The sequence below is a fragment of the Streptomyces sp. NPDC004629 genome (assembly GCF_042873595.1).
Lineage (GTDB): Bacteria > Actinomycetota > Actinomycetes > Streptomycetales > Streptomycetaceae > Streptomyces.
Genome location: NZ_JBIALO010000002.1, coordinates 19061 through 41552, shown reverse-complemented (window position 1 = coordinate 41552; position 22492 = coordinate 19061). Strand labels below are relative to the sequence as shown.

Below are 22492 nucleotides of genomic sequence, written 5' to 3'. Positions count from 1 at the left end.
CCCATGAAGGGCGTCCGCAGTTACGAACGCTCGCTCGCCCGCAGCAGGACCGCACGCAGCCACAAGGACCGGCCAGAAGTCTTCACACTGCACGGCCGGCAGTGGGACCTGCTGGACGATGTGTTCGCCCCACCCTTTTCCCCGTCGACCGGTGTGGCCATGGACCTCCTCGGCCTCACCGGGTCCGGCCGGCCGCCCTCCGGCTCCTTCCTGGAGATCGGCTGCGGCACCGGCGTCATCGCCGTGTCGGCGGCCCTCGCCGACTGCGGCCGTGTCGTCGCCGCCGACATCAACCCGCACGCGGTCCGCAACACCGAGCTGAACGCGGCACGCCACGGCGTCGCCGGACGGGTGCGGGCCCTGCGGAGCGACCTCTTCGCGGGCCTTCCCGAAGCGGACCGCTTCGACACCGTGTACTGGCACTCCAACTTCGTGCTGGCCCCGCCCGGTTACCGGCACCGCGACATCCACGAGCGGGCCTATGTGGACCCGGGCTACGAAGCGCACCTGCGCTATCTGCGACAGGCCCCGCGGCGTCTGACCGAAGGGGGCCGGGTGCTCCTGCACTTCTCCAGCCGCGGCGACCTCGCCCCGCTGCGCCGGAGCGTCGCCGACGACGGCAGGGACCTGCGCCCGATCGCCTCGGCGACCGTGCGGGAGGGCACGGAGGACGTCGAGTACACGCTGCTTGAACTGATCACCGCGGCAGGCTGACCGGCCGCGGCCCACTGACCACCGGAGCAGACGTGCGCACGCTGATCGTCGACAACTATGACTCCTTCACCTTCAACCTCGCCCATTACGTGGCCCAGGTGACAGGTGTCGAACCGACCGTGATCCGCAACGACGACCCCACCTGGCATCCCGGGGTGCTCGACACGTACGACAACGTCATCCTCTCCCCCGGCCCGGGCACGCCCGTGCGCGCCGGCGACGTCGGCATCTGCCGCGAGGTCGTCGAGCACGGCACCCTGCCGGTGCTGGGCGTCTGCCTCGGCCACCAGGCCCTCGCCCTGTGGCACGGGGCCACCGTCGGCCGAGCCGCGGAACCGCGGCACGGCCGGCTCTCGCCCGTTCTGCACGACGGCACGGACCTGTTCGCCGGCCTTCCCGACCGGTTCCAGGCGGTGCGCTACCACTCGCTCGCCGCCACGGACCTGCCCGAGGAGTTGGAGGCCACCGCGCGCACCCCGGACGGCGTGCTCATGGCACTGCGGCACCGCCACCGCCCGCTGTGGGGCGTGCAGTTCCATCCGGAGTCCATATCCACCGAGTACGGGCACGAGATACTCGCCAACTTCGCCCGGCTGACCCGCGAGCACCGGGCCCGCCACGGCCTTCCCATCCGGCCGGCCGCCGCCCGCCGGGCCCCGCATCCGCCCCGGCCGGGCCGCCCGGCCGCCGCGGCGCCGCGGCGCCGGCTCAGGGTCCTCACCCGGCAGCTGCCGACACGCTGGGACAGCGAGACCGTCTACGGGCACCTCTACCGCACCAGCGGCCACGCGTTCTGGCTCGACAGCAGCCGCAGGGACGGCGCCACCGGCCGGTTCACGATGATGGGCGACGCGGCCGGGCCGCTGGCCCGCGTCGCGACGGCCGACGTGTGGCACGGCACCATCACGGTCACCACCGCCACGGGCACCCGCACCGAACGGGGCGCCTTCCTGGACTGGCTCGACGCCGACCTGCGCTCGATGGACACCCAGGTCCCCCCGCTGCCCTGTGACTTCGCACTCGGCTGGGTCGGTGTGCTCGGCTACGAACTCAAGGCCGAGTGCGGCGGCGCGCGCGCCCATCGCTCCCCGGAACCCGACGCGGCGATGATCTTCGCCGACCGGGCGATCGTCTTCGACCACCTGAAGGGCACGACCCATCTGCTGGCCCTCGCCGAGGACGACGAGGCACCGGCCCTCGCCTGGCTCGCCGCCACGGCCGCCCGCCTGAAACGCCTCGCCACCGAGGAGCCGCCCCCGCTCGGCGAGGACGCCGGAACCGCCCCCCTGACCGACATCCGCCTCAGACACGACCGGGAGACCTATCTCGGGCTGATCGACCACTGCCAGGAGGAGATCAGGGCGGGCGAGACCTACGAGGTCTGTCTGACGAACATGATCACGGCCGCCGGCGACCTCGACCCCTGGCAGGCCTACCGGCGACTGCGCCGCACCAGCCCCGCCCCGTTCGCCGCCCTGCTCACCTTCGGCCCCGGCCTGTCCGTACTGAGCACATCACCGGAACGGTTCCTGCGCGTGTCCGCCGAGGGCGTCGCCGAGTCGAAGCCCATCAAGGGGACCCGGCCGCGCGGCGCCACCGCCGCCGAGGACGCGGCGCTCGTCGCGGACCTGCGCGGCAGCGAGAAGGACCGGTCGGAGAACCTCATGATCGTCGATCTGGTCCGCAACGACCTGGGCCGCACCGCCCGCACCGGCTCGGTCACGGCCGACGAACTGTTCCACGTCGAGAGCTACGCCACGGTCCATCAGTTGGTGAGCACCATCCGGGCGCGGCTGCGCGACGACGCGGGTGTCGTGGACTGCGTTCGGGCCGCCTTCCCCGGCGGTTCGATGACGGGCGCCCCGAAACTGCGCACGATGGAGATCATCGACCGCCTCGAAGGCGGACCGCGCGGCATCTACTCGGGCGGGCTCGGTTACCTCTCGTTGTCCGGAGCGGTCGACCTGAGCATCGTCATCCGCACGCTCGTCGTCACCCCGGGTCAGGTCCGCTACGGGGTCGGCGGCGCGATCGTCGCCCTGTCGGACCCGGAGGACGAGTTCGAGGAGACCGCGGTCAAGGCGCGGCCCCTGCTCTCCCTCTCCCGGGAGGGATTCCCGGGGCGCACACCGGAGGCGGTCCGCTGAGCCGCACCTGCGCCGGCCAGGGCCGGCCACCAACATGACCAGGGGCGGTTCCGGATACCTCCGAAACCGCCCCTGACCTCCGACTCTCTCAAGTCGGGACGACAGGATTTGAACCTGCGACCCCTTGACCCCCAGTCAAGTGCGCTACCAAGCTGCGCCACGTCCCGGTGCCGTTTGACCTGGGGTTTCCCCTGTCCGAACGCGCAGGGAAACCATACCGCACTCGGGCCGGTGGTCACGCATCCGTTTCCCGGGGCGACACAGGGTGGCTTCGCTTGACCTGAACCTCGATTGAGGTTGCAGCCTCGTGCTTATGACGATCACCGATGAACGCCGCAGCGTATACGCGTATGCCGAGTTGTCCCGGCTGCTGGGGCTGATGACCGGCGACGAGAAGCACGGACCGGCGGCCACCTCCACGCTGGACGTGCTGTGGGTGCTCTACGACCGGGTGCTGCGGGTCGGACCCGACCGGACGGACGATCCGGATCGGGACCGGTTCCTGCTGAGCAAGGGGCACGGTCCGATGGCCTACTACGCAGTGCTCGCCGCGAAGGGCTTCGTTCCGGTGGAGTGGCTGCCCGCCTTCGGGACGTACGACTCGCCCCTCGGGCACCACCCGGACCGGGTGCTGGTGCCGGGCGTCGAGATCAGCAGCGGGTCGCTCGGCCACGGACTGCCCGTCGCCGTGGGCACGGCGCTGGGGCTGCGGGCCCAGGGACGGACCGGGCCGGCGGTGTGGGTGCTGACCGGGGACGCCGAACTGGACGAGGGCAGCAACCACGAGGCGATCGCCTTCGCCGGGCCGGCCGGGCTGGACCGGCTGCACACCGTCGTCGTCGACAACGCCTCCGCCAGTCACGCCCGGCCCGGCGGGATCGCTGCCCGCTTCGAGGCGGCCGGCTGGTCGGCCGTCACCGTCGACGGCCGGGACCACGAGGCGCTGTACGCCGCCTGCACGGCCGCGCACCCGGGCCGCCCGCATGTGATGGTGGCCCGCGTCGAGCCCAAGTCCGCCTGAAATACCCCTACTTCAGCAAGAAGGATTGTCCACCATGGAAACCATGCGTGACCGGTTCGCCCCCGTCGTCACACGGCTGCTCGACGAGGACCCGCGGGTCGCCGTCGTCCTCGCGGAGATCGGCAAGGATGCCTTCGCTGATGCGCGGCGCCGGCATCCGGACCGGGTGATCAACGTCGGCATTCGCGAGCAGTTGCTCGTCGGGGCCGGGGCCGGACTGGCGCTGACCGGGTTGCGGCCGGTGGTGCACACCTTCGCCAGTTTTCTCGTGGAGCGCCCCTTCGAGCAGGTCAAACTGGACCTCGGGCACCAGAACACCGGGGCGGTGCTGGTCAGCGCCCACGCCTCGTACGACTGGCCCCCCGCCGGCTACACCCACATGGCGCCCGGCGACGTGGCGCTGCTCGACACCCTGGACGGCTGGACCGTGCATGTGCCGGGGCACCCGGACGAGGCCGAGACGCTGCTGCGGCACGCGGTCGCGGCCGACGACGACAAGGTGTACGTCCGGCTGTCCCTGCTCGCCAACCGGCGGGCGTACGAGGTCGACGGGCGAGGTTGGCGCACCGTCCGGGAGGGGCGTGCCGCGGTGGTCGTCGCCGTCGGTCCGTTGCTGGACGCCGTGCTCGCCGCCACCGAGGGGCTCGATGTCACCGTCCTGTACGCGACGACCGTGCGCCCCTTCGACGCGGCGGCGCTGCGCCGTGCCACCGAGACCGCGGGCACGGACGTGGTCCTCGTCGAGCCGTATCTGGCCGGGACCTCGACGGCGGCGGTGAACGAGGCGCTGTCCGACCTGCCGCACCGGGTGCTCGGCCTCGGGGTGGGGCGGCGCGAGCTGCGGCGGTACGGGACCACCGAGGAGCACGCCGCCGCGCACGGGCTCGACGCGGCGGGCCTGCGCAGGCGGATCGAGGCGTTCGCCGCCGTACCGGCCCGGGGATGAGCGGCGTACGGCCGTCCGTGGACCGGTGGCCCAAGGGGGGGTGACCGGGCCGCCCGGTCACCGCGTCGGCGCGGACCGGACCGCGGATCGCGGGGACCGGGAGCAGGGCGGCGGCGACCACCGGGCCCGTCGCCTGGCCGACCACGCCCGTGCCGTAGCCGTGTTGCCCAGCGGGCCGGCGGCGACCGCCGCCGGCAGCATGGTGTCACCCAGCCGCGCGACGGCCCCGGGCCACGAAGAACAGCGCGAAGTGCCGGGACCACCCGGCCCGCTCCCGGGGGCCGCGCGCGCCGCCGAGTCCGGCTCGGGACACGGTGCCTTGCCGTGCCACCGCCCGGTCATCTGCTGCCCGCTCCCCCGCCGTCCGCCGCTGTCGCCGTCGGATCATGCCAGAGCGCGCCGACCCCGCCCGGGGGTTCACCGACCGCCCGGCACGCCCATTCCCGGGTGGGCCTCCAGCAGCCGGGGCGGGGCCGCCTGGCGCCAGGAGTCGGCGAGGATGTCGCGCAGTTCGGCCTCGTCCTCCAGCGCGGCGAGCCGGGCCCGGACCCAGGCGAACTGGGCCTCGTGCCCGGCGATCCAGAACTTCTCCGGCTCGGCCAGCACCAGTTCGTCGCGCTCCTCCTTGGGGCAGCGCACGGCGATGGACGTCTCGTCCTCGGGCAGCGTGGCGAACATCTTCCCGGCCACCCGGAACGTGGGCATGCTCCAGGCGGTCTTCTCGGTCGTCTCGGGCAGGGACAGGGCGATACGGCGTACGTCTTCGGCGTCCGGCATGACAGGCACGCTAGCCGCTGCCACCGACATCGCCCCCGTCACCCGGTGCCCACGCGTTTGTAGTAGAGCGTCGTCGGCCGCAGCACCCCGGCCGGGCTCGCCGCGTAGTCCGGGATGGCCCCGGCCCGCACCCAGCCGGCCGAGCGGTAGAGCAGTTCGGCGGGGCTGTCGCTCTCGGTGTCCAGGTGGAGCAGGGTGATCCCGGCAGCGACGGCGGCCTCCTCCGCGGTGCCGAGCAGGCGGCGGCCGAGGCCCCGGCCGCGGCCGTCGCGGCGGACCATCAGCGTGACGACCTCGGCGCGGTGCCGGCTGTTGGGTTTGTCGGCGAAGGCCAGCGAGACGGTGCCGGCCACCCGTCCCCCGGCGTCCCGCGCCACCCAGACGGCGAGCCGTCCGGCGGCCACGGCCCGCGCCCGCTCCCGCCACCAGGCCAGCGCCGTGGCACGGTCGAGCGGTGCGAGGAAGCCGACGGACGCCCCGTCGGCCACCACTTCGGCCAGCAGGTCGGCCAACTCCGGCGCCGACGCGTCCAGTCGGGCCGCGGTCAGGCGGGTCACGGTCATGGCAGCACCACCGCCAGGACATAGCGCGTGTCCTCGGCTCCCGGGCAGCGGAACCGGGTCGGCCCCCACACCCGCAGCCGCAGGCAGTCCCCGGTGCCGACGCGGTGGACGACGTCGCCCGCGGTCACCTCAAGCGTCCCGTCGAGGACCCAGATGTGCTGTTCCAGGCCCGGCACCGGGGGCCGGTCGTAGGCGATGTCGGCGCCGGCGGCGAGCCGTCCCTCGACGAGTTCGCCGCGCAGTCCGGCGTGCGGGGGCGACACGGAGCGCCGTACGAATCCGCAGGCCCGGTCCTCCCACACCGTCTGCTCGGCGGCGCGCACCAGCGGGGCGGGCCCGGACTCCACCTCGCTGAGCAGCTGGGACATGGTCCGTCCATAGACATGGCAGAGCCGGTTCAGGAGGGCGGCCGTCGGGCTGACCTCCGCCCGCTCCGCCCGGGACAGGGTCGACCTGCTCACTCCGCTGCGCTCCGCCAACTCGCCCAGCGACCAGCCTCGTTCGGCCCGCAGTTCGGCCAGCCGGGCGCCGAGGCGGGCGTCCACAGCGTCCGGTGCGGGCGTTGCCCGCACCTCCCGTTCGTTTCCCACATTCGGGACGCTATCCCGTATATGAGACAGGCACGTTACGGAACGCTCACGTCCGGGCGGCCTCGTCCAGTGCGTCCAGCACCGGCCGGATCAGGGGGTGTCCCTCGGCCCCGCGCCGCACCGCCGCGAAGACCCGGCGGGTCGGGGCCACCCCGTCCACGGGCCGCACGACCACACCCGACAGGTCCATGCCGCGCAGCGCCGAGCGGGGGACGAGCGCCACACCGGCGTCGGCCGAGGCCAGCGACACGACCGCACGGAAGTCGTCCGATGAGTGCTCAAGGCGCGGCTGGAAACCGGCGCTCTCACAGGCGAGGACGACTACGTCGTGGCAGGGGTTGCCCGGGTATGGGCCGATCCACGGGTCCTTGGCCAGTTCGGCGAGCGGGACGACGGCGGCGCCGGCCAGCCGGTGGCCGGGCGGCACGACCGCGTCGAAGGGCTCGGCGTACAGCGGGACATGGGTCAGGCGCGGGTCGTCGGCGGGCGGCGCGCCGCGGTACTCGACGGCGACCGCCACGTCCACCTGCCGGTCCAGGACCATCGGCAGGCTGGCGTCGCCCTCGGCGTCCCGGACCCGGATGCGGATGCCGGGCGCGGCCCGGGCGAGACGGGCCACCGCGGGGGCCACGACCTGGGCGATCCCGGTCGCGAAGGCGGCCACCGTGACCGTGCCGGCCTCGCCGGAGCCGTACGCCGCCAGCTCCGCCTCGGCCCGCTCCAACTGGGCGAGGACGGCGTTGGTGTGGCTGAGCAGGATCTCCCCGGCCGCGGTGAGCCGTACGCCCTTCGCGCTCCGCTCGACCAGGCGGTGACCCGTCTCCTGCTCCAGGGCCGCGAGCTGCTGGGAGACCGCGGACGGGGTGAGGTACAGCGCGGCGGCCGCCGCCGTCACCGTACGGTGGTCGGCCACCGCTCGGAGGATGTGGAGCCGCCGCGCTTCGATCATGCCGATGATTATCGCAATATGTCCGGGCCGGTCATGCCGCCAGTTCGGCCCGCGCCGCGACGAAGGCATCGACCGCGCGGTTCACATCGTCGGCGGAGTGCGCGGCGGACAACTGCACCCGGATACGGGCCTGGCCCTGCGGCACCACCGGGTAGGAGAAGCCGATCACGTACACGCCGCGCTCCAGCAGCAGGTCGGCCATCCGGGCCGCCTTCGCGGCGTCACCGATCATCACCGGCGCGATGGCGTGGTCGCCGGGCAGGATGTCGAAGCCCTCCTCGGTCATCCGGCGGCGGAACAGCGCGGTGTTCTCGGCGAGCCGCACCCGCAGGTCGTCCGCCGACTCCAGCAGGTCGAGGACCTTCAGGGAGGCCGCGGCGATCACCGGGGCGAGGGTGTTCGAGAACAGATACGGCCGGGAACGCTGGCGCAGCAGGGCGACGATCTCGGCGCGGGCGGCGACATAGCCGCCGGAGGCGCCGCCGAGGGCCTTGCCGAGGGTGCCGGTGACGATGTCGACGCGGTCCATGACGCCGTGCAGTTCGGGTGTGCCGCGCCCGGTCGGGCCGACGAAGCCCACGGCGTGCGAGTCGTCGACCATGACCATCGCGTCATAGCGGTCGGCGAGGTCGCAGATCTCGCGGAGCGGGGCGACGTATCCGTCCATGGAGAAGACCCCGTCGGTGACGATCAGCCGCCGGCGCGCGTCGGCGGCCTCCTTGAGCCGGGCCTCCAGGTCGGCGAGGTCGCGGTTGGCGTAGCGCAGGCGGCGGGCCTTGGACAGCCGGATGCCGTCGATGATCGAGGCGTGGTTGAGCGCGTCGGAGATGACGGCGTCCTCGGGGCCGAGCAGCGTCTCGAAGACGCCGCCGTTGGCGTCGAAGCAGGAGGAGTACAGGATGGTGTCCTCCTGACCGAGGAACGCGGACAGCCGCGCCTCCAGGTCCTTGTGGACCTCCTGCGTCCCGCAGATGAAGCGCACCGACGCCATGCCGTAGCCCCAACGGTCCAGGGCGGCGTGGGCGGCGGCGACGACCTCCGGGTGGTCGGCGAGGCCGAGGTAGTTGTTCGCGCAGAAGTTGAGGACCTCGCCGGGGCGGCCGCCCGCGGTGACGGCGACGGTCGCGGACTGCGGGGTGCCGATGACCCGCTCGGGCTTGTGCAGGCCGGCGGCGCGGATCTCGTCGAGGGTGGCGCGCAGGTCGTCGCGTACAGAGTCGAACACAGGAGTCTCCATCACGTGCGGGGGCGAGTGGGGCGAAAGGGTGCGCGGACCGGGCGGGGCATCAAGCGGTCCAGTCGAGGATGACCTTGCCGCCCTTGCCGTCGGCCGCATCCGCGAACGCCGCCTCGAAGTCGCGGTAGCCGTACCGGCCGGTGATCACCGGGGCGAGGTCCAGGCCGCCCTCCAGCAGCACCGACATCGCGTACCAGGTCTCGAACATCTCCCGGCCGTAGATGCCCTTGATCGTGATCATCGAGGTGACGATCCGTGACCAGTCGATCGGGAACTCCTGGGCGGGCAGGCCGAGCATCGCGATCCGGCCGCCGTGCGTCATGTTGGCGATCATGTCCCGCACGGCCTCGGGACGGCCCGACATCTCCAGGCCGATGTCGAAGCCCTCACGCAGCCCCAACTCCCGCTGCCCGTCGGCGATCGACGCACTGGAGACGTTCAGCGCGAGACTCACCCCGATCTTGCGGGCCAGCTCCAGACGCTCCTCGCTGACATCGGTGACGACGACGTTGCGGGCGCCCGCGTGCCGGGCTACCGCGGCGGCCATCAGACCGATCGGCCCGGCGCCGGTGATCAGCACGTCCTCGCCGACCAGCGGGAAGGACAGCGCGGTGTGCACCGCGTTGCCGAACGGGTCGAAGATCGCGGCGACATCGAGGTCGACGGGGACCCGGTGCACCCACACGTTGGCGGCGGGCAGAGCCACATACTCGGCGAACGCACCGTCCCGGCCCACGCCCAGGCCGACCGTGGCCCGGCACAGATGGCGGCGCCCCGCCAGGCAGTTGCGGCACCTGCCGCACACCAGGTGGCCCTCACCACTGACCCGGTCCCCTCTGTGGATGTCGGTGACATCCCGGCCGGTCTCCACGACCTGCCCGACGAACTCGTGACCGATGACGAGCGGTGTGCGGATCGTCTGCCGCGCCCAGCCGTCCCAGGACCGGATGTGCAGGTCGGTGCCGCAGATCCCGGTCCGTTGGACCTTGATCAGCACGTCACCCGGCCCGACGGCGGGCTCCGGCACGTCCGCGAGCCACAGCCCCGGCTCCGCCTTCTCCTTGACCAGCGCCTTCAACGCTACGGCTCCTGTGGTGAGATCCCGGCCGCGGGCAGGCCGAAGGAGCCCGCAGCGGGGACGAGGGTGGTTTCCCGTAGCAATCTGCCGCATGCGTGAGGCCCGGTCCATCGAGGTTTTCTTAACCGCCGCCACAGCTTTCCTTCACGCGCTGCGGTTCCGTGGGCGGTGTGGGGGTCTCACATGTGGGCGCCATGGCTCGGCGCGCGGGCCGGTGCGTGCGCGATCAGATGGCGTACGAGGGTGAGCAGCGTCTGGATGCCGGAGCTGGAGATGCGCGCGTCGCAGCGGACCACGGGGATCGCCGGATCGAGGTCGATGGCGGCGCGCACCTCCTCGGGCTCGTAACGGTGGGCGCCGTCGAACTCGTTGACGGCGACGACGAAGCCGAGGCCGCGCTCCTCGAAGAAGTCGACGGCGGCGAAGCAGTCCTCCAGGCGGCGGGTGTCGGCGAGGATCACCGCGCCGAGCGCGCCCTCGGACAGCTCGTCCCACATGAACCAGAAACGTTCCTGGCCGGGCGTGCCGAACAGGTACAGCACGTGCTCCGGACCGAGCGTGATGCGGCCGAAGTCCATCGCCACGGTCGTCTCGACCTTGTTCTCGATGCCGTCGAGGTCGTCGGTCGCGGCGCTGACCGTGGTGAGCAGTTCCTCCGTGCTGAGCGGCGCGATCTCGCTCACCGCGCCCACGAAGGTGGTCTTGCCCACTCCGAACCCACCCGCCACCAGGATCTTGAGCGCGGTGGGAAACGGGTCAGAGCTGTCGTCGTAGTCCATCGAGCACTGCCTCCAGCAGAGACCGGTCAGTGGGGTTGTGGTGGAAGGCGGGTGGCTTGGCGGTCAGCGCCCCGCAGTCGACGAGGTCCGCGAGGAGCACCTTGGTCACCGCGGCCGGCAGCCCCAGATGCGCGGAGATCTCGGCGACCGAGACGGGTGCGCGGCACAGGTCGAGCGCCTGGGCGTGCTCGGGGCCTAGATAACCGAGGGCACCGGCTCCGGTGGCCATCACCTGGGTCATCAGATCGAGCGCGATGGTGGGCCGGGTGCGGCCGTTGCTGACCGTGAACGGGCGTACGAGCCGTCCGGCCGCGTCGTCGAGCCACGGCCCGTCGCCGGCCGCCGTCACGCTCAAGGCGTCATCGCCGGGGGTTCGTCGGCGTGCTGCCGTGACGCGGTCACCAGGTAGGGGCGGACGCTTTTGACCAGCATCGCCATCTCGTAGCCGAGCACCGCGGCGTCGGCCTCGCGGCCGGCCAGCACGGCGAGGCAGGTGCCGGAGCCGGCGGTGGTGACGAACAGCAGGGTCGAGTCGAGTTCGACGACCACTTGGCGGACGTCCCCGCCGTCGCCGAACCGGGCGCCCGCGCTGCGGCCGAGGGAGTACAGGCCGGAGGCGAGGGCCGCCATGTGGTCGGCGCTGTCGGTGTCGAGGCCGTGGACGGACTTCACCAGCCCGTCGCAGGACAGGAGCACGGCGCTGGTGGTGTGCGGTACGCGCTGCACGAGGCCGCTCATCAGCCAGTCGAGGTCGGATACCCGGGCGGTCGGCGCATCGCTCGCCATGGTGGATCGACTCCTTGGGTTCACGCTGGGTGTGGGGGTGTGGGTGGGGACGGGGGTGGGGGCCGGCGTCGGTGCGGGGACGGGGGTGGATGCACCGGCCGTTGTGGGGGCGGGTGTTGCGGGGGCGGGAGTTGCGGGGGCCGTCGGGGTGGGTGTCGTCATCCGGTGGGTGCGCTCCCGTCGGGGCGGACGCCCGGATCGGAGACGTGCGCGTGGGTGTGCGGCTCGGCTGTGGGGGTGCCGTCTGTGTGGTCCGCCTCCATGGGGGCCGCGCCCCTGGAGGCCGCCTCCACGTGGGGCCCGTCCGCAGGGGACTCGTCCGTGCGGGGCGTGCCCGTGTGGGGCGTGCCCGTGTGGGGCGTGCCCGTGCGGGGCGTGCCCGTGTGGGGCGTGCCCGTGTGGGGCGTGCCTGTGTGGGGCGTGCCCGTGTGGGGGGTGTCCGTGTGCCCTCCGTCTGTGTGGGTTCTCTCCATGTGGGCCGCATCCATGGGGAGGGCGTGGGTGTGCGTTCCGTAGGTGTGCGTCACGTGGGCGTCGGCCGTGATGTCGCGGGACGCCTCCATATGCCATGCGTCTATGTGCGGCACGTCAGTGTGGGGAGCCGCGACGGGCGCTCCCGCCATGTGTGTCGCCTCCATGTGCCTCGCCTCTACGGGATCTCCCGCCAGGTGGGCCGCGTCCCTGTGGTCCCCGTCAATGTGTGCCGCCTCGGTGTGTCGCGGCTCCATATGTGTCTGTGTCTGTGTCTGTGGCTGCGGCTGTGTGGACTCCGTGTACTGCTGTGCCTCCGCGAGTCCGATGCCCCGTTGGAAGGCCGCCATCAAGCCGGGGTCGTGTCCGGCGAGGGTTTCCGGTTCTGGGCGGGGCGCGGGGCCGCCGCGCAGTTGGGGCGCGATGTGTTCCTGGGCGCGGCGGCGTGGCAGCCGGGGCCGGTCCATGGTGCCGCGCACGATGCCGACGCGCGGGGTGGGTGTCGGGCCCGCCTGCCGCTCGACGGCCCATTGGTCGCCGGACCGGATGCCGGGGACGGCCTCCGCGGGATTGGGCCGCTCCTCATGGGCCCCACGCACAGGCAGCGGCGCGGGCACGCCCCCATCACCGACGACCGGCCCCATGCCCCCGGCAACTCCCGTGACCTCCCGAACCCCCATGACCCCGGCTACTCCCATGGCCTCCGCAACCCCCATGCCCCCGGCAACTCCCGCGGCCTCCCCAACTCCCGCGGCACCGGCAACTCCCACACTTCCAACGACCCCCGCAGCCCCGGCGGCTTCCGCGGTCCCGGCAACTCCCACAGCCCTAGGGACCCCCTCGGCCCCGGCGACTCCCATGGCCTCCGCAACCCCCATACCCCCGGCAACTCCCGCGGCACCGGCCATTCCCATGGCCTCCCCAACTCCCGCGGCCCCGGCTCCTCCCACAGCCCCAGCGACCCGCGCGGCCCCGGCGCCTCCCGCAGCCCCGGCGGCTTCCGCGGCCTCCCCGGCTCCCATGCCCCCGGCCACTCCCGCAACTCCCGTGACTCCGGCGGCTCCCACCTCTTCCGTGGCCGACGCCGGATCGCGTTGCGCGTGGCGTCCTCGGCCGGTGGACGGCTCGCTGGGAACGCCCGGTCCCCCGGTCGTCGTGCCCGCAGGTCCGTCGGCAGGGAACTCCGCCGGCAGGCTCCATGCCTCGCCCGGCGCCCCGGCCCGGACCGCGTCAGCCGCCGTACCCTGGGTGCCGGCCTGCGCGCCCGGTCCCGTGCCCAGCAGCGCCTGCGGGACGATGACCACGGCCCTGCACGCCGCCGTAGATGTTGGTCTGCAGGCGGACGTTGATGCCGTGCCGCCGGGCGAGCTGGGAGACCACGAAGAGCCCGATCCGGCCGTCCGCGAGCAGGCTGGCGACGTTGACCTGGTCGGGGTCGGCGAGCAGGGCGTTCATCTTCCGTTGTGCGACGAGCGGCAGCCCGAGGCCGCGGTCCTCGACCTCCACGGCGAGCCCGGAGGTGACGAGGTCGGCACGGAGCAGCACCTGGGTCTGCGGGGCGGAGAACACGGTGGCGTTCTCGACGAGTTCGGCGAGCAGATGGATGACGTCGGCGACGGCGTGGCCGCGCAGTTCGCCGTCGATCGGCGGGACCAGTTTGACCCGGGAGTACTGCTCGACCTCGGCGATGGCCGAGCGCAGCACCTCCGTCATGGACACCGGGTTGCTCCACTGCCGGCGGGAGACGGCGCCGCCGAGCACGGCGAGGTTCTCGGCGTGCCGCCGGATGCGGGTGGCCAGATGGTCGACGTGGAAGAGGCCCTTGAGCAGGTCGGGGTCCTCGATCTCGTTCTCCAGTTCGTCGAGGGTAGAGATCTCCCGGTGCACAAGGGACTGCAGCCGTCGGGCGAGATTGACGAAGACCTCCAGTTTCTGCTCGCTGCCGGCCTGGCTGGAGAGCTGGGCGGCCTGGACGACTGCGTGCGCGGCGCCGTCGTGGGCGCGGCTCAGATCGGCGGCGAGCAGTTCGAAGTCGTCGGCGTCCGCGGGTGGTCTGCCGCGCTGCTTGCGCCGCGGCGCTCCCTCGCCGCGCCGCAGCGCCTCCAGGAGGGCGCGCAGGTCGTCCTCGCCGCGCGCGGTGCTGCGGCGCAGCGCGGCGACGCGGTCGGCGACCGTGCGGGCGGCGCGGTCCGCGGCCACGGCGGCGATGGCGATGCCCACGACGGTCACCGAGGCCGCGCCGGCGAGCACGCCCCACAGGGCGAGTCCGGGTCGCGCGCCGGTGGCGCGGACGGTGAACAGGACGGCCGCGCTCGCGCTGAGGGCGACCGCGAGAGGCGGCAGCACGGCGAGGCGCAGGAGTTGGGGCCGTAGGCGCGGCTCGCGCGGTGCGGGTACGGGGCGGGTCGCCGGTCGCCCGTGCCGGCCGCCCTCTCGGCGGTCGGCGCGGGGGGCCGGTGCACGGAGGTGAGACATCGGTGTCCTCGTACTGGTCCGTCGGGCCTGTTTCCTCGCGCGGGGTGCACGACGTGGGCATGCGCCATCGCGGTGCCGGTCGAGCGGGCCGAGGACGTTGGGGCGCCCTGCCCTGCCCGGCCGACGGACACTGACAGTAGTCGTCTGCACATCACGTGCGATGGGCAGTTGGCAAAGTCCCCCGCCGAGGGTCCCGCTCTGGTATGAGGCCTCGTACGACAGCGCGACAACCTCGCGGGGGACACGCAGCCGAATCGAAGAAGAGCGATCTGACCTGGTCGAAAGCGATCATGAGGGGTCGGCCGGGGTCGGGGGGCCGCTCGCTCCCCGGCCCGCATCACCCGTCCGCTTCCCTCGTGTTGTCCGCCCCGGCCGTTCGGGCGGGTGCCTTCTCCCGCGCGGCGCGGCTCCGGGCTCCCGCCCCGGAGCGTCACCGGCCGTGTCCGCCGCGCCGCCGTCTCCCGCCGACGGTCAACCGGCCCCCGTAACGAGTACCTGCACCTGGACCATGCCGCCGACGGGGCCGCCGCACCCAGCTGGGTGCGGGTCCGGCTGACGGCAACGGTGTGCCCGTTCGAGCCCCGTCCACCCAGCCGACTTCGACGCCACGGGCGCGCTGGTGCCGGGTCGGCCGCGTCTCAGGCCGTGAACCGTTCGCGGAACAGGGCCAGGTCCGGCCGGTGGGTGGTGAGAGAGAAGTGGCCGCTGTCGCCGTCCGTCGATCCGCCCGGCCTGGTGTGCGAGGCGCACGAGCCGGTTGGCGGGGGTGCGCGGGTGTCCGGGTCCGCCGTCGCCGAGGGGCCGCCCGCTCAGGGCTGACGGGCCTGCCGACGGCGCCGGTACGCGGCGGAGTTGGCGGAGCTGCCGCAGCGGAGCTTGTCGCACCAGCGGCGGCTGGCGGCCCGGGAGCGGTCGAGGAAGAGCCGGGTGCAGTTCGGGCGGGCGCACACCCGGATGTGGTGGCGTTCGGCCGAGCCCAGCAGATCGCTGGCGGCAACGGCGAGGCTCGCCAGCACCTGTGGCAGGTCACCGCTGCGGCGTACCTCACCGATCGCCCACAACTGCGGGACTACGCCGGGTCGTTGTGCGGTGTGCCGGATCAGCGCGAGGTCGGCGGGATCGGCGCGGGTCTCGTCCGGCACGCTCACGGCGGCCCGGTAGATGGCCTCGCGCAACTCCACGGCGGTGCGGAACATCCCGGCGGTGACCTTCAACGGCTCGTCCGACAGCCCCGCCCGGCGCACCCACCGTTCCAGGTCGGCCGGTGCCGTGAGGAGATCCACCCGGTCGGTGGTGCGCCAGGACAGCGTTCCGGCGAAGTCGAGGGCGAGGTGATCGCTGACGAAGTCGAAGTCCACGCCTTCAGTGTCGGCCGTTTCCCGCATGGTGCGCCACACCGGTCCGTCAAACCCTCAGCCGATGACGATGCGTCCGTCAAACCCTTAGCCGATGACGGCACGACCGTCATACCTTTGGCCGATGACGATGGACGACCGGGACGACGTCCCCCACCACCGCCCCGGCTCCGACACCTCGGCGGCTCCGGCACACCCGCCCTCCGCACCGGCCCCCGCGGCCGGGGCCCCCACTGCCGGGGCCCCCGCGGCCGGGGCCCCCACTGCCGTCGGCTCCCTCACCACCGTCGGCCTGGCCGTGCTGTGGGCCCTGTTGTGGGCCCTCGCCTTCATCACCACCAAGCTCGCCCTGCGGGACGCCGCACCCGGCTGGGTCGTCGGTGTGCGCTGCCTCCTGGCCGGCGCCGTCCTGGTCACGCTGCGCATACGTCACTTACCGGCCGCCCGCGGCGAACTCGGCCGCCTCACCCTCGCCGGCCTGATCACCACCACCGGCTACCTCGGCGTCATCGCGTTCGCCCTGCCCCAACTGTCGGCCGGGATGGCGGCGGTGCTGTCCTCCGGCACTCCCCTGCTCGTGGTGGCGCTGAGCGTGGCGAGCGGCCGGGACCGGTTGCGCACGGTGCACGCGGCAGGCCTGGTGCTGGGCGTCCTCGGCATCGTGATGTCGGCCGTGGACCGGCTGAGCACGGGCGTGGTCACCGTCGGCGGCATCGTCCTCGGCTGCTGCGCGGTCGGATGCCTGGCGGTCGGCACGTTCCTGACGCCGTATCTGGTGCGCCCGGGCACGGACCTGTTCCTCGCGACCGGCTGGCAGTCCCTCACGGGCGCCGTACCGCTGCTGCTGGTCACCGCGTTCACCGGCGACTTGGTGCCGCCCGGTCCGGGCGGCCGGCTCATCGGCCTGATGCTGTACCTGGCGCTCGGCGCCTCCATCCTCGGGATGACGCTGTGGCTGCTGCTGATCCGCCGGGCCGGCCCGAGCCGGGCCAGCATCGCCCAGTTCATGCCCCCGCTGTTCAGCATCGCGCTGAGCGCGGCCCTGCTGGGTGAACCGGTCACGGCCCTGGAGACGCTCGCGGTCCTCCCGGTCGCCCTGAGCACGGTCCTGACGACCCGACACTGAGCACACCCCACGCCTCGCCCCGTACGGCCCCTGCCGGGACCGCCCCCACAAGGCGCCGGCGACCGCCCGCGAGGCCGAGATGGCCGTGCCGGCCCCGGCACAAACCTGCACCGGCCGACTCCGGCACCCAGGCCACCCAAACGCCCGGGACACGCCCGCCACCGGCCCCGGCGCCCAGCCGTACGAACGTCTCGGACACCCCCCGCCACCACGGCTCCCCGGCAGGTCCCCGACGGGCTCGAACGGCTCAACGGACCAGGGACACGCACCGGCCTGTCCGGCCCTCTCGGCGGCACCCTTCGTCCACTCCCCCGGCTCGGCCCAGACGTTGGGTCCCCGGTTGAAGGCGCCCGCGCACGCCTTCCTCGGGGGTCATGTGGCTGCCAAGCCCCCGAAACCGACGGAGGTCTTCCCGGCGCAGCCCGAGCAGTTCGCTCTCGCGGAGGCCAACGCGGGGGGCCGGTGGTTGCGGTTGGCGCAGCTTGTCCGGACATACGACGGCCCCACACACTCGTCGGTGCGAAGTGCGGGGCCGCTGCCACAGAAGAGTCAGCCAATTGGCTCGCCAGCCACTCCACTGAACCCAACAAGGCCGTGCTTCTCCGCCAACTCGATCACTTGGGGGAGGTAATCCAGCTGTCGGACTGAAAGCCGGGCACTCAGCACTACGACGGAGCGCTGTGGTCTTGAAACCATAAGTCTGCTCCAGCCATGCAGCCGTCCTTCGCCGACCCCCTCGCATAATTGGACTTACAAGACTGCCGCACCGGCAGCGGTGGTGGCCTGGGCCTGGAGCCTTCCGCTGGATGGTGCGCCGCCCCGGCCCAAGCGGGTCCGGTCAAGCCGACGTTGGGGCAAGAAGCAGGGAGTTCAGGAATGTTGCCGTGGTGGTGGGGTCCGTCGTGTGATGTACAGTCCGGATGCCCAGCGCCTCGGCAGGCGGCAGGTTATCCGCGTGATCGTCCACGAACACACACTCCGGACCAGTCAACTCAAGGGCATCCAGGGCACGTTGATAGATCAACGGGGATGGCTTCCGTACGCCCTCCGGCTCCGACTGGGCTCGATGCCGAACGAGTTGCTGAGCATGGCGACCTTGATGCCTGCCGCCCGAGCCTGACGCGCCGCGGCCACAATCTCAGGCTCCGGATGCAAGTTGGCGAGTGCACCGCCGCACGAGGTCTGTAGGATCGATCCCGATCGCTACCCCTTCCGGATTCTCGTTCAGGGCCTCGAAGTAGGCACCCGGCCGCAGTCCCTCGGCCTTCTCGAACGCCTGGCCGTTCAACCTCATGTGTGTGGTGAGTACACCACCGAAGTCGAGAATCAGGCCACGGTACTGGGCTGGCGAGGCGGCCTCCTTGTCGATCAAATCTGGTACGCGGTCTTCAGAACGGCGTGGGAGCGGCGGAGCGGTGACTGCCCTCCCAGAGGGGAGGTAACCAGTATCGGCCTCTGTCACTGCAGCACTTACGCGTGACCCGGACAAGATAAGGACCAGAGGTATGGGACCGACTGCCAAGGTCGGACCGGGGTCAGCGCTCGCCGCCTTCCCACACGACCGTGCACGGGGCGCGCATCCGTTCGGCGTAAGCCACCACGTCCGCTGTACCTCCGAACGAGCAGGAGGGTTTGCGGTCCCAAAATGACACCACGCCTTCAAGCCGACCGCCGACTTTCAGCACCGCCTCTGCCCACCAAGCATCCGGACCGTCAGCGATGCGGCTGATCCCCACTAGGTCGGCCGCGTCAAACCGCTCGACCTGCTCGGCGAGCAGTGCCCGCGCCTTCTCCTCGATGTCCTCCGGCAGGCCCCTGTGTCTGGTGATGCCAACGCGCATCCTGGTGGTCTGCTACAGCTAGGCGATCTGGATCTGTTTGTCGAACTCGCCGGCAGTTGGGGAGAAAGGGGCACCATGATGCCCCTGTTGCCTTGGGCAGTAGGGGCCGTTTCGTGATGCCGGGGTCGCCCGAGGCGTAGATGGTGCAGCATCAGCGGAGCGGCCACCGCATTGGCCGACCGCGCCTCGCCCTGGGCGATCAGCTCGGTACCTTCGCGCGCCGGCCCCCAGCAGCGACCGGGTCACCGTCAGCGCACTGAACTCAGACGAGGTGGCCGACGGCAAGGCCAGAACGGCTCAAGTGAAGCCTGTCGAGGTATCGAGCCCGAGAGGCGCACTGGGCCAGTCCAACGGGAGCCCACGTGGCTGACGGTCGCCGCCCTCTCAGCCTTCCTCGTCGCCCCCGCGCCGACGGAGCGCTCGCTCGGCGATCCCGCTGGAGAGCTTGCCCGTCGCCGATCTGGCCCGGTCGAGGGTCTCGTTACCGAGGCGCCGGGCGGCATCGACGCTCTCCGCTCCTTTCTCGACTACCTTGTCCCTCACCTCCGCGGCCGCGTCCACCCATCGTCTCGCCTCCAGTGACTGCCGACCGCGCTCGATCCCGAGCCGCCCGTGGAAGTCAACGATGGTGTTCTCGACATGGTTGCTCGAATGCACCACATCCCGGGACGCGGTCGGGTGCAACAGCACCTTCGTGTTGGCCGTGCCGGCAGCCGCATTCATGCGGGCCATCAGACGCTCGGTGCTCCGTGAGATGAGATCCAGCCGGTTCTGTCGGGCAGCCCGAAGCCCGAGGCGATGCCGGTCCAGCTCATCCGGCGCCGCGTCGAGCACTCTGTCGAGTTCGAGCACGGCGACCGCGTCCTGCAGTTGGAAGCAACGAGCCAGAACAGCGAGCCATTCCTGGGCCTTGGACTCGGCTTCCTTGGACGTCTTGGCGAGATCACCGATCTTGGTCTTGCGCTCCACCTTCTCCGCGAGCGCGTCGAGTTGACGCAACGCGTACGCCTGGATTCGCGCGATCGTCACCGCCGTGGCCTGCACCTTCGACCACGTGACCTCGGAGACCCGGCCCACCTGCCCCCGGATGGTCATGGCCTCCTCGATCACCATGTCCACTCCGATCATGTCCGCCAACACAGCGTCCTTCTGGGCGCGGAGCACGTCGTCGACCTTCTCGTCGATCGTGGCGAGATAGTCGGTGATCTCGTCCATGGTCTGCTGCATCGCAAGCTGCGCCATGATCCCCGCGGCACCGGCCAGAAGCGCCGGGTTGGTCAGAAGCGATCGGGGCCCCCTCGTGAATTCGACGAATCCCCCGATCCGGCCCTTGTTCCCCTTCAGCACACCCGAGCTGAGACCCGTCTTGGAGCTTTCCCTCAGCCCGTACTTGTCGACAAGCTGCGCGGACTCCTTGGTCAACTTCACCCAGCGACCTGAGTTGGCGGCAATCTCGGAACCTGCCTGTGCGACTCCGGCCGCGTTGCCGAGGGCAGGTCGGAGCCGTTGCAGTCCGAGGTCCTTCGACGGCAGTCCTTCAGAGACGAGGAAGCGTTCGACCGCCGTTGGATTCCCGATGACCGCCAGGCCATCGCCGTCACTGATCAGCTGAATCTCGTCGTCCATGGTCGGCTCCTTACGTGGCTCTTCCCAAAAACAGGGGGTAGTTCGGGGCGTGCCGCGGGCGGGCGTGTCGGGGGCTGGGTAGAGGTCGAGGTCTTCCGAGGATGGAAGTTCTCTCACTGCCCATCCGGAAGACCTCGGCGTGCGTGACGCTACCTTCTCGTGCCCTGACCTGACCACGTTCTGCCGCTTGGACGAACTCGGCCTCGTCGTCGTAGCCGGCGGGACCGAAGCCGCAGTTACCGCCCGGCACCGGTCCCCGCCCCCGTTGAGCCGCTGGAAGACTCCGACCCCGAGGGTCCGCCGATCTCCGACAGGACCATGCCGGCCGTTGATCTGCATGCCCCAACTCGCCTGTAACGACGCGGAGTTGCGATGAGTCGGAGTTGCGATGAGTCGCGTGGGGAAGTCGTGAAGAGTTCGCGCACGCTTCTCGGTATTCGGTCGCGGCGGCGGAAAACTCGGAGAGTTCACTCGGCGCTTCCGAACAGGTCGGGCGCCAACCATGCGATGGGAGACGACCAACGATGTTCACTCTGGTACGGAGCAGAGCGCGGACCGCCGCACTCGCGCTCTCGGCCGTCGCGGCCCTCGCCTTCGGCACGACCGCCACGACCGGCGCGGCGGCGGCCCCCGCTCCCGCCAAGCAGGGGCCGACCTCGGTGGCCTACATCGAGGTGAACAACAACAGCATGCTCAACGCCGGCAAATACACGCTCGCCGACGGTGGCGGCAACGTCTTCGACGTCGCCGTGATCTTCGCGGCGAACATCAACTACGACACGAACACGAAGGCGGCGTATCTGCACTTCAACGAGAACGTGCAGCGCGTCCTCGACAACGCCGCCACGGAAATACGGCCGTTGCAGCAGCAGGGCATCAAGGTCGTACTCTCGGTGCTCGGCAACCACCAGGGCGCAGGGTTCGCCAACTTCACGTCTCAGCAGACGGCTTCGGCATTCGCGAAGCAGATGTCGGACGCCGTGGACAAGTACGGTCTCGACGGCATCGACTTCGACGACGAATACGCCGAGTACGGCAAAAACGGCACCGCCCAGCCCAATGACAGCTCGTTCGTGCACCTGGTGACGGCACTGCGCGCGAACATGCCGGACAAGATCATCAGCCTCTACAACATCGGCCCCGCCGCCTCGCGCCTGTCCTACGGCGGCATCGACGTCTCCACCAAGTTCGACTACGCCTGGAACCCGTACTACGGCACCTGGCAGGTCCCCGGCATCGCACTGCCCAAGTCGCAGCTGTCACCGGCGGCCGTCGAGATCGGCCGGACCGCACAGAGCACGGCCGCCAGTCTCGCCCGTCGCACCGTCAGCGAGGGATACGGCGTCTATCTGACGTACAACCTCGACGGCACCGATCGCAGCGCCGACGTCTCCGCGTTCACCAGGGAGCTGTACGGCAGCGATGCCGTGTACACGCCGTAAGGCACCCGCACGGACCGCGCCGTCGACAACGATGTCAGCGGCGCGGTCACCCGCGGGCGGTCCGCCGACACCGAGTTGGATTGTGGCTTGTTCGAGGGTGGGGGCGGGTGGCCGGCCGGTGGGATTGACGCTGGACCGGGCCGGAGGACTGGACTGGCCCTGCGCAGCAGGGCGAGGGTATGGGGCTGTTGGGCAGACCGTAACGGTGTCGCGTGTGTCGCCCAGGTTCCACGCAGCGGAGGGTGATGCGGGCAGAATCAGCGAGACAGCTGCCCGGCGCGCAGGGCGTCGGTCACGTGGCCGGCTCCGATCCGCATGGCCTCCTCGGCCCGGCAAGTCGTGGACGTGCATGGTTTCGGCTCCTGTGCCTGTTGGTGCTGTGCCACGGCGCCCCGGACGCCTTCCTCCGAGCTTCCGGGATGCCGTGTGGTGTGCGCCCGTGACTCGACGGGCCGACGCTCGGCGGTGCTGTGCAGCTGCGGGTCGGGATCGGCGCGGACGTCGCCGAGAACAAACAGCCGGTAGCCGCGATCAGCGGCCTCTGCCTCCCGCACCGTGGGCAGAACGAC

19 protein-coding genes, 1 tRNA gene and 2 pseudogenes are annotated in these 22492 nt (G+C 71.5%); 6 read left to right on the top strand and 16 right to left on the bottom strand.

Features of this window, described 5'->3' with window-relative positions:
• The first annotated feature begins 3 nt into the window (after positions 1-3).
• Both ACFYTE_RS03135 and pabB read left to right on the top strand, forming a co-directional pair.
• Positions 4-714: a methyltransferase domain-containing protein gene (locus ACFYTE_RS03135; protein ID WP_388704150.1), complete on the top strand. Its 711-nt coding sequence runs from the start codon at positions 4-6 to the stop codon at positions 712-714.
• A gap of 32 nt (positions 715-746) precedes the next feature.
• Entirely contained in the window at positions 747-2861 is a 2115-nt protein-coding gene (gene pabB, locus ACFYTE_RS03130) for an aminodeoxychorismate synthase component I (protein ID WP_388704147.1), read from the top strand.
• Between the two features lie 93 nt (positions 2862-2954).
• Here pabB and ACFYTE_RS03125 read toward each other — a convergent pair.
• Positions 2955-3028, bottom strand: a tRNA-Pro gene (locus ACFYTE_RS03125).
• Between the two features lie 146 nt (positions 3029-3174).
• On the opposite strand from ACFYTE_RS03125, the gene ACFYTE_RS03120 reads away from it, so the two are divergent.
• Complete coding sequence (locus tag ACFYTE_RS03120) at positions 3175-3882, top strand: transketolase (RefSeq protein ID WP_388704144.1); 708 nt, start codon at positions 3175-3177, stop codon at positions 3880-3882.
• Between the two features lie 34 nt (positions 3883-3916).
• Positions 3917-4828: a transketolase family protein gene (locus ACFYTE_RS03115; protein WP_388704142.1), complete on the top strand. Its 912-nt coding sequence runs from the start codon at positions 3917-3919 to the stop codon at positions 4826-4828.
• A gap of 417 nt (positions 4829-5245) precedes the next feature.
• On the opposite strand, the gene ACFYTE_RS03110 is transcribed toward ACFYTE_RS03115, so the two are convergent.
• From ACFYTE_RS03110 to ACFYTE_RS03060, 11 genes and pseudogenes are all read right to left on the bottom strand, one after another.
• The gene (locus tag ACFYTE_RS03110) at positions 5246-5635 is read right to left on the bottom strand and encodes an MmcQ/YjbR family DNA-binding protein (protein ID WP_388704139.1); all 390 of its coding nucleotides are present in this window, start codon (positions 5633-5635) and stop codon (positions 5246-5248) included.
• 8 nt (positions 5636-5643) lie between these two features.
• Positions 5644-6168 carry a GNAT family N-acetyltransferase gene (locus ACFYTE_RS03105; protein ID WP_388704136.1) on the bottom strand — a complete coding sequence of 175 codons (525 nt, stop codon included), beginning with the start codon at positions 6166-6168 and terminating at the stop codon, positions 5644-5646.
• Positions 6165-6758: a helix-turn-helix domain-containing protein gene (locus ACFYTE_RS03100; protein WP_388704133.1), complete on the bottom strand. Its 594-nt coding sequence runs from the start codon at positions 6756-6758 to the stop codon at positions 6165-6167. Before ACFYTE_RS03100 ends, ACFYTE_RS03105 begins: the two co-directional genes overlap by 4 nt.
• Positions 6759-6804: 46 nt before the next feature.
• On the bottom strand, positions 6805-7707 hold the full coding sequence (locus tag ACFYTE_RS03095) for a LysR family transcriptional regulator (RefSeq protein WP_388704130.1): 903 nt from the start codon (positions 7705-7707) through the stop codon (positions 6805-6807).
• Positions 7708-7738: 31 nt separating this feature from the next.
• A complete protein-coding gene (locus ACFYTE_RS03090; RefSeq protein WP_388704127.1) occupies positions 7739-8932 on the bottom strand; it encodes a glycine C-acetyltransferase in 1194 nt (397 codons plus the stop codon).
• A 61-nt stretch (positions 8933-8993) separates the two neighbouring features.
• A complete protein-coding gene (gene tdh, locus ACFYTE_RS03085) occupies positions 8994-10022 on the bottom strand; it encodes an L-threonine 3-dehydrogenase (RefSeq protein WP_388704124.1) in 1029 nt (342 codons plus the stop codon).
• Between the two features lie 179 nt (positions 10023-10201).
• Positions 10202-10801 (bottom strand): ATP/GTP-binding protein, encoded by a 600-nt coding sequence (locus ACFYTE_RS03080; protein WP_388704121.1) that lies wholly within the window; start codon positions 10799-10801, stop codon positions 10202-10204.
• Positions 10779-11150 (bottom strand): DUF742 domain-containing protein, encoded by a 372-nt coding sequence (locus ACFYTE_RS03075; protein ID WP_388705143.1) that lies wholly within the window; start codon positions 11148-11150, stop codon positions 10779-10781. The genes ACFYTE_RS03080 and ACFYTE_RS03075 overlap by 23 nt, the downstream gene beginning before the upstream one ends.
• A gap of 2 nt (positions 11151-11152) precedes the next feature.
• On the bottom strand, positions 11153-11587 hold the full coding sequence (locus tag ACFYTE_RS03070; protein ID WP_388704119.1) for a roadblock/LC7 domain-containing protein: 435 nt from the start codon (positions 11585-11587) through the stop codon (positions 11153-11155).
• 734 nt (positions 11588-12321) lie between these two features.
• Positions 12322-14533 (bottom strand): annotated as a pseudogene (locus ACFYTE_RS03065) (sensor histidine kinase); the annotation flags it as partial.
• A gap of 809 nt (positions 14534-15342) precedes the next feature.
• Positions 15343-15891 carry a CGNR zinc finger domain-containing protein gene (locus ACFYTE_RS03060; protein ID WP_388704116.1) on the bottom strand — a complete coding sequence of 183 codons (549 nt, stop codon included), beginning with the start codon at positions 15889-15891 and terminating at the stop codon, positions 15343-15345.
• A 121-nt stretch (positions 15892-16012) separates the two neighbouring features.
• Here ACFYTE_RS03060 and ACFYTE_RS03055 point away from each other — a divergent pair, with 121 nt between their 5' ends.
• On the top strand, positions 16013-17014 hold the full coding sequence (locus ACFYTE_RS03055) for a DMT family transporter (protein ID WP_388704113.1): 1002 nt from the start codon (positions 16013-16015) through the stop codon (positions 17012-17014).
• A gap of 838 nt (positions 17015-17852) precedes the next feature.
• Here ACFYTE_RS03055 and ACFYTE_RS03050 read toward each other — a convergent pair.
• The 4 genes and pseudogenes from ACFYTE_RS03050 to ACFYTE_RS03035 all read right to left on the bottom strand — a co-directional run.
• A pseudogene (locus ACFYTE_RS03050) lies at positions 17853-18071 on the bottom strand (HAD-IA family hydrolase); the annotation flags it as partial.
• A gap of 81 nt (positions 18072-18152) precedes the next feature.
• Positions 18153-18386: a hypothetical protein gene (locus ACFYTE_RS03045; protein WP_388704110.1), complete on the bottom strand. Its 234-nt coding sequence runs from the start codon at positions 18384-18386 to the stop codon at positions 18153-18155.
• A 163-nt stretch (positions 18387-18549) separates the two neighbouring features.
• A complete protein-coding gene (locus ACFYTE_RS03040) occupies positions 18550-18855 on the bottom strand; it encodes a hypothetical protein (RefSeq protein WP_388704107.1) in 306 nt (101 codons plus the stop codon).
• Between the two features lie 384 nt (positions 18856-19239).
• Positions 19240-20481 (bottom strand): hypothetical protein, encoded by a 1242-nt coding sequence (locus ACFYTE_RS03035; protein ID WP_388704105.1) that lies wholly within the window; start codon positions 20479-20481, stop codon positions 19240-19242.
• A 524-nt stretch (positions 20482-21005) separates the two neighbouring features.
• Here ACFYTE_RS03035 and ACFYTE_RS03030 point away from each other — a divergent pair.
• Positions 21006-21923 carry an endo-beta-N-acetylglucosaminidase H gene (locus ACFYTE_RS03030; RefSeq protein ID WP_388704102.1) on the top strand — a complete coding sequence of 306 codons (918 nt, stop codon included), beginning with the start codon at positions 21006-21008 and terminating at the stop codon, positions 21921-21923.
• Positions 21924-22492 lie beyond the last annotated feature (569 nt).

Bases quoted from the DNA above. Each gene is read 5' to 3' on its own strand.
- ACFYTE_RS03110 (WP_388704139.1), bottom strand. From the start codon at position 5,635: ATGTCGGTGGCAGCGGCTAGCGTGCCTGTCATGCCGGACGCCGAAGAC.
- ACFYTE_RS03120 (WP_388704144.1), top strand. From the start codon at position 3,175: ATGACGATCACCGATGAACGCCGCAGCGTATACGCGTATGCCGAGTTG.
- ACFYTE_RS03135 (WP_388704150.1), top strand. From the start codon at position 4: ATGAAGGGCGTCCGCAGTTACGAACGCTCGCTCGCCCGCAGCAGGACC.
- ACFYTE_RS03030 (WP_388704102.1), top strand. From the start codon at position 21,006: ATGTTCACTCTGGTACGGAGCAGAGCGCGGACCGCCGCACTCGCGCTC.
- ACFYTE_RS03035 (WP_388704105.1), bottom strand. From the start codon at position 20,481: ATGGACGACGAGATTCAGCTGATCAGTGACGGCGATGGCCTGGCGGTC.
- ACFYTE_RS03080 (WP_388704121.1), bottom strand. From the start codon at position 10,801: ATGGACTACGACGACAGCTCTGACCCGTTTCCCACCGCGCTCAAGATC.
- ACFYTE_RS03070 (WP_388704119.1), bottom strand. From the start codon at position 11,587: ATGGCGAGCGATGCGCCGACCGCCCGGGTATCCGACCTCGACTGGCTG.
- ACFYTE_RS03040 (WP_388704107.1), bottom strand. From the start codon at position 18,855: ATGCGCGTTGGCATCACCAGACACAGGGGCCTGCCGGAGGACATCGAG.
- ACFYTE_RS03115 (WP_388704142.1), top strand. From the start codon at position 3,917: ATGGAAACCATGCGTGACCGGTTCGCCCCCGTCGTCACACGGCTGCTC.
- ACFYTE_RS03105 (WP_388704136.1), bottom strand. From the start codon at position 6,168: ATGACCGTGACCCGCCTGACCGCGGCCCGACTGGACGCGTCGGCGCCG.
- ACFYTE_RS03055 (WP_388704113.1), top strand. From the start codon at position 16,013: ATGACGATGGACGACCGGGACGACGTCCCCCACCACCGCCCCGGCTCC.
- ACFYTE_RS03095 (WP_388704130.1), bottom strand. From the start codon at position 7,707: ATGATCGAAGCGCGGCGGCTCCACATCCTCCGAGCGGTGGCCGACCAC.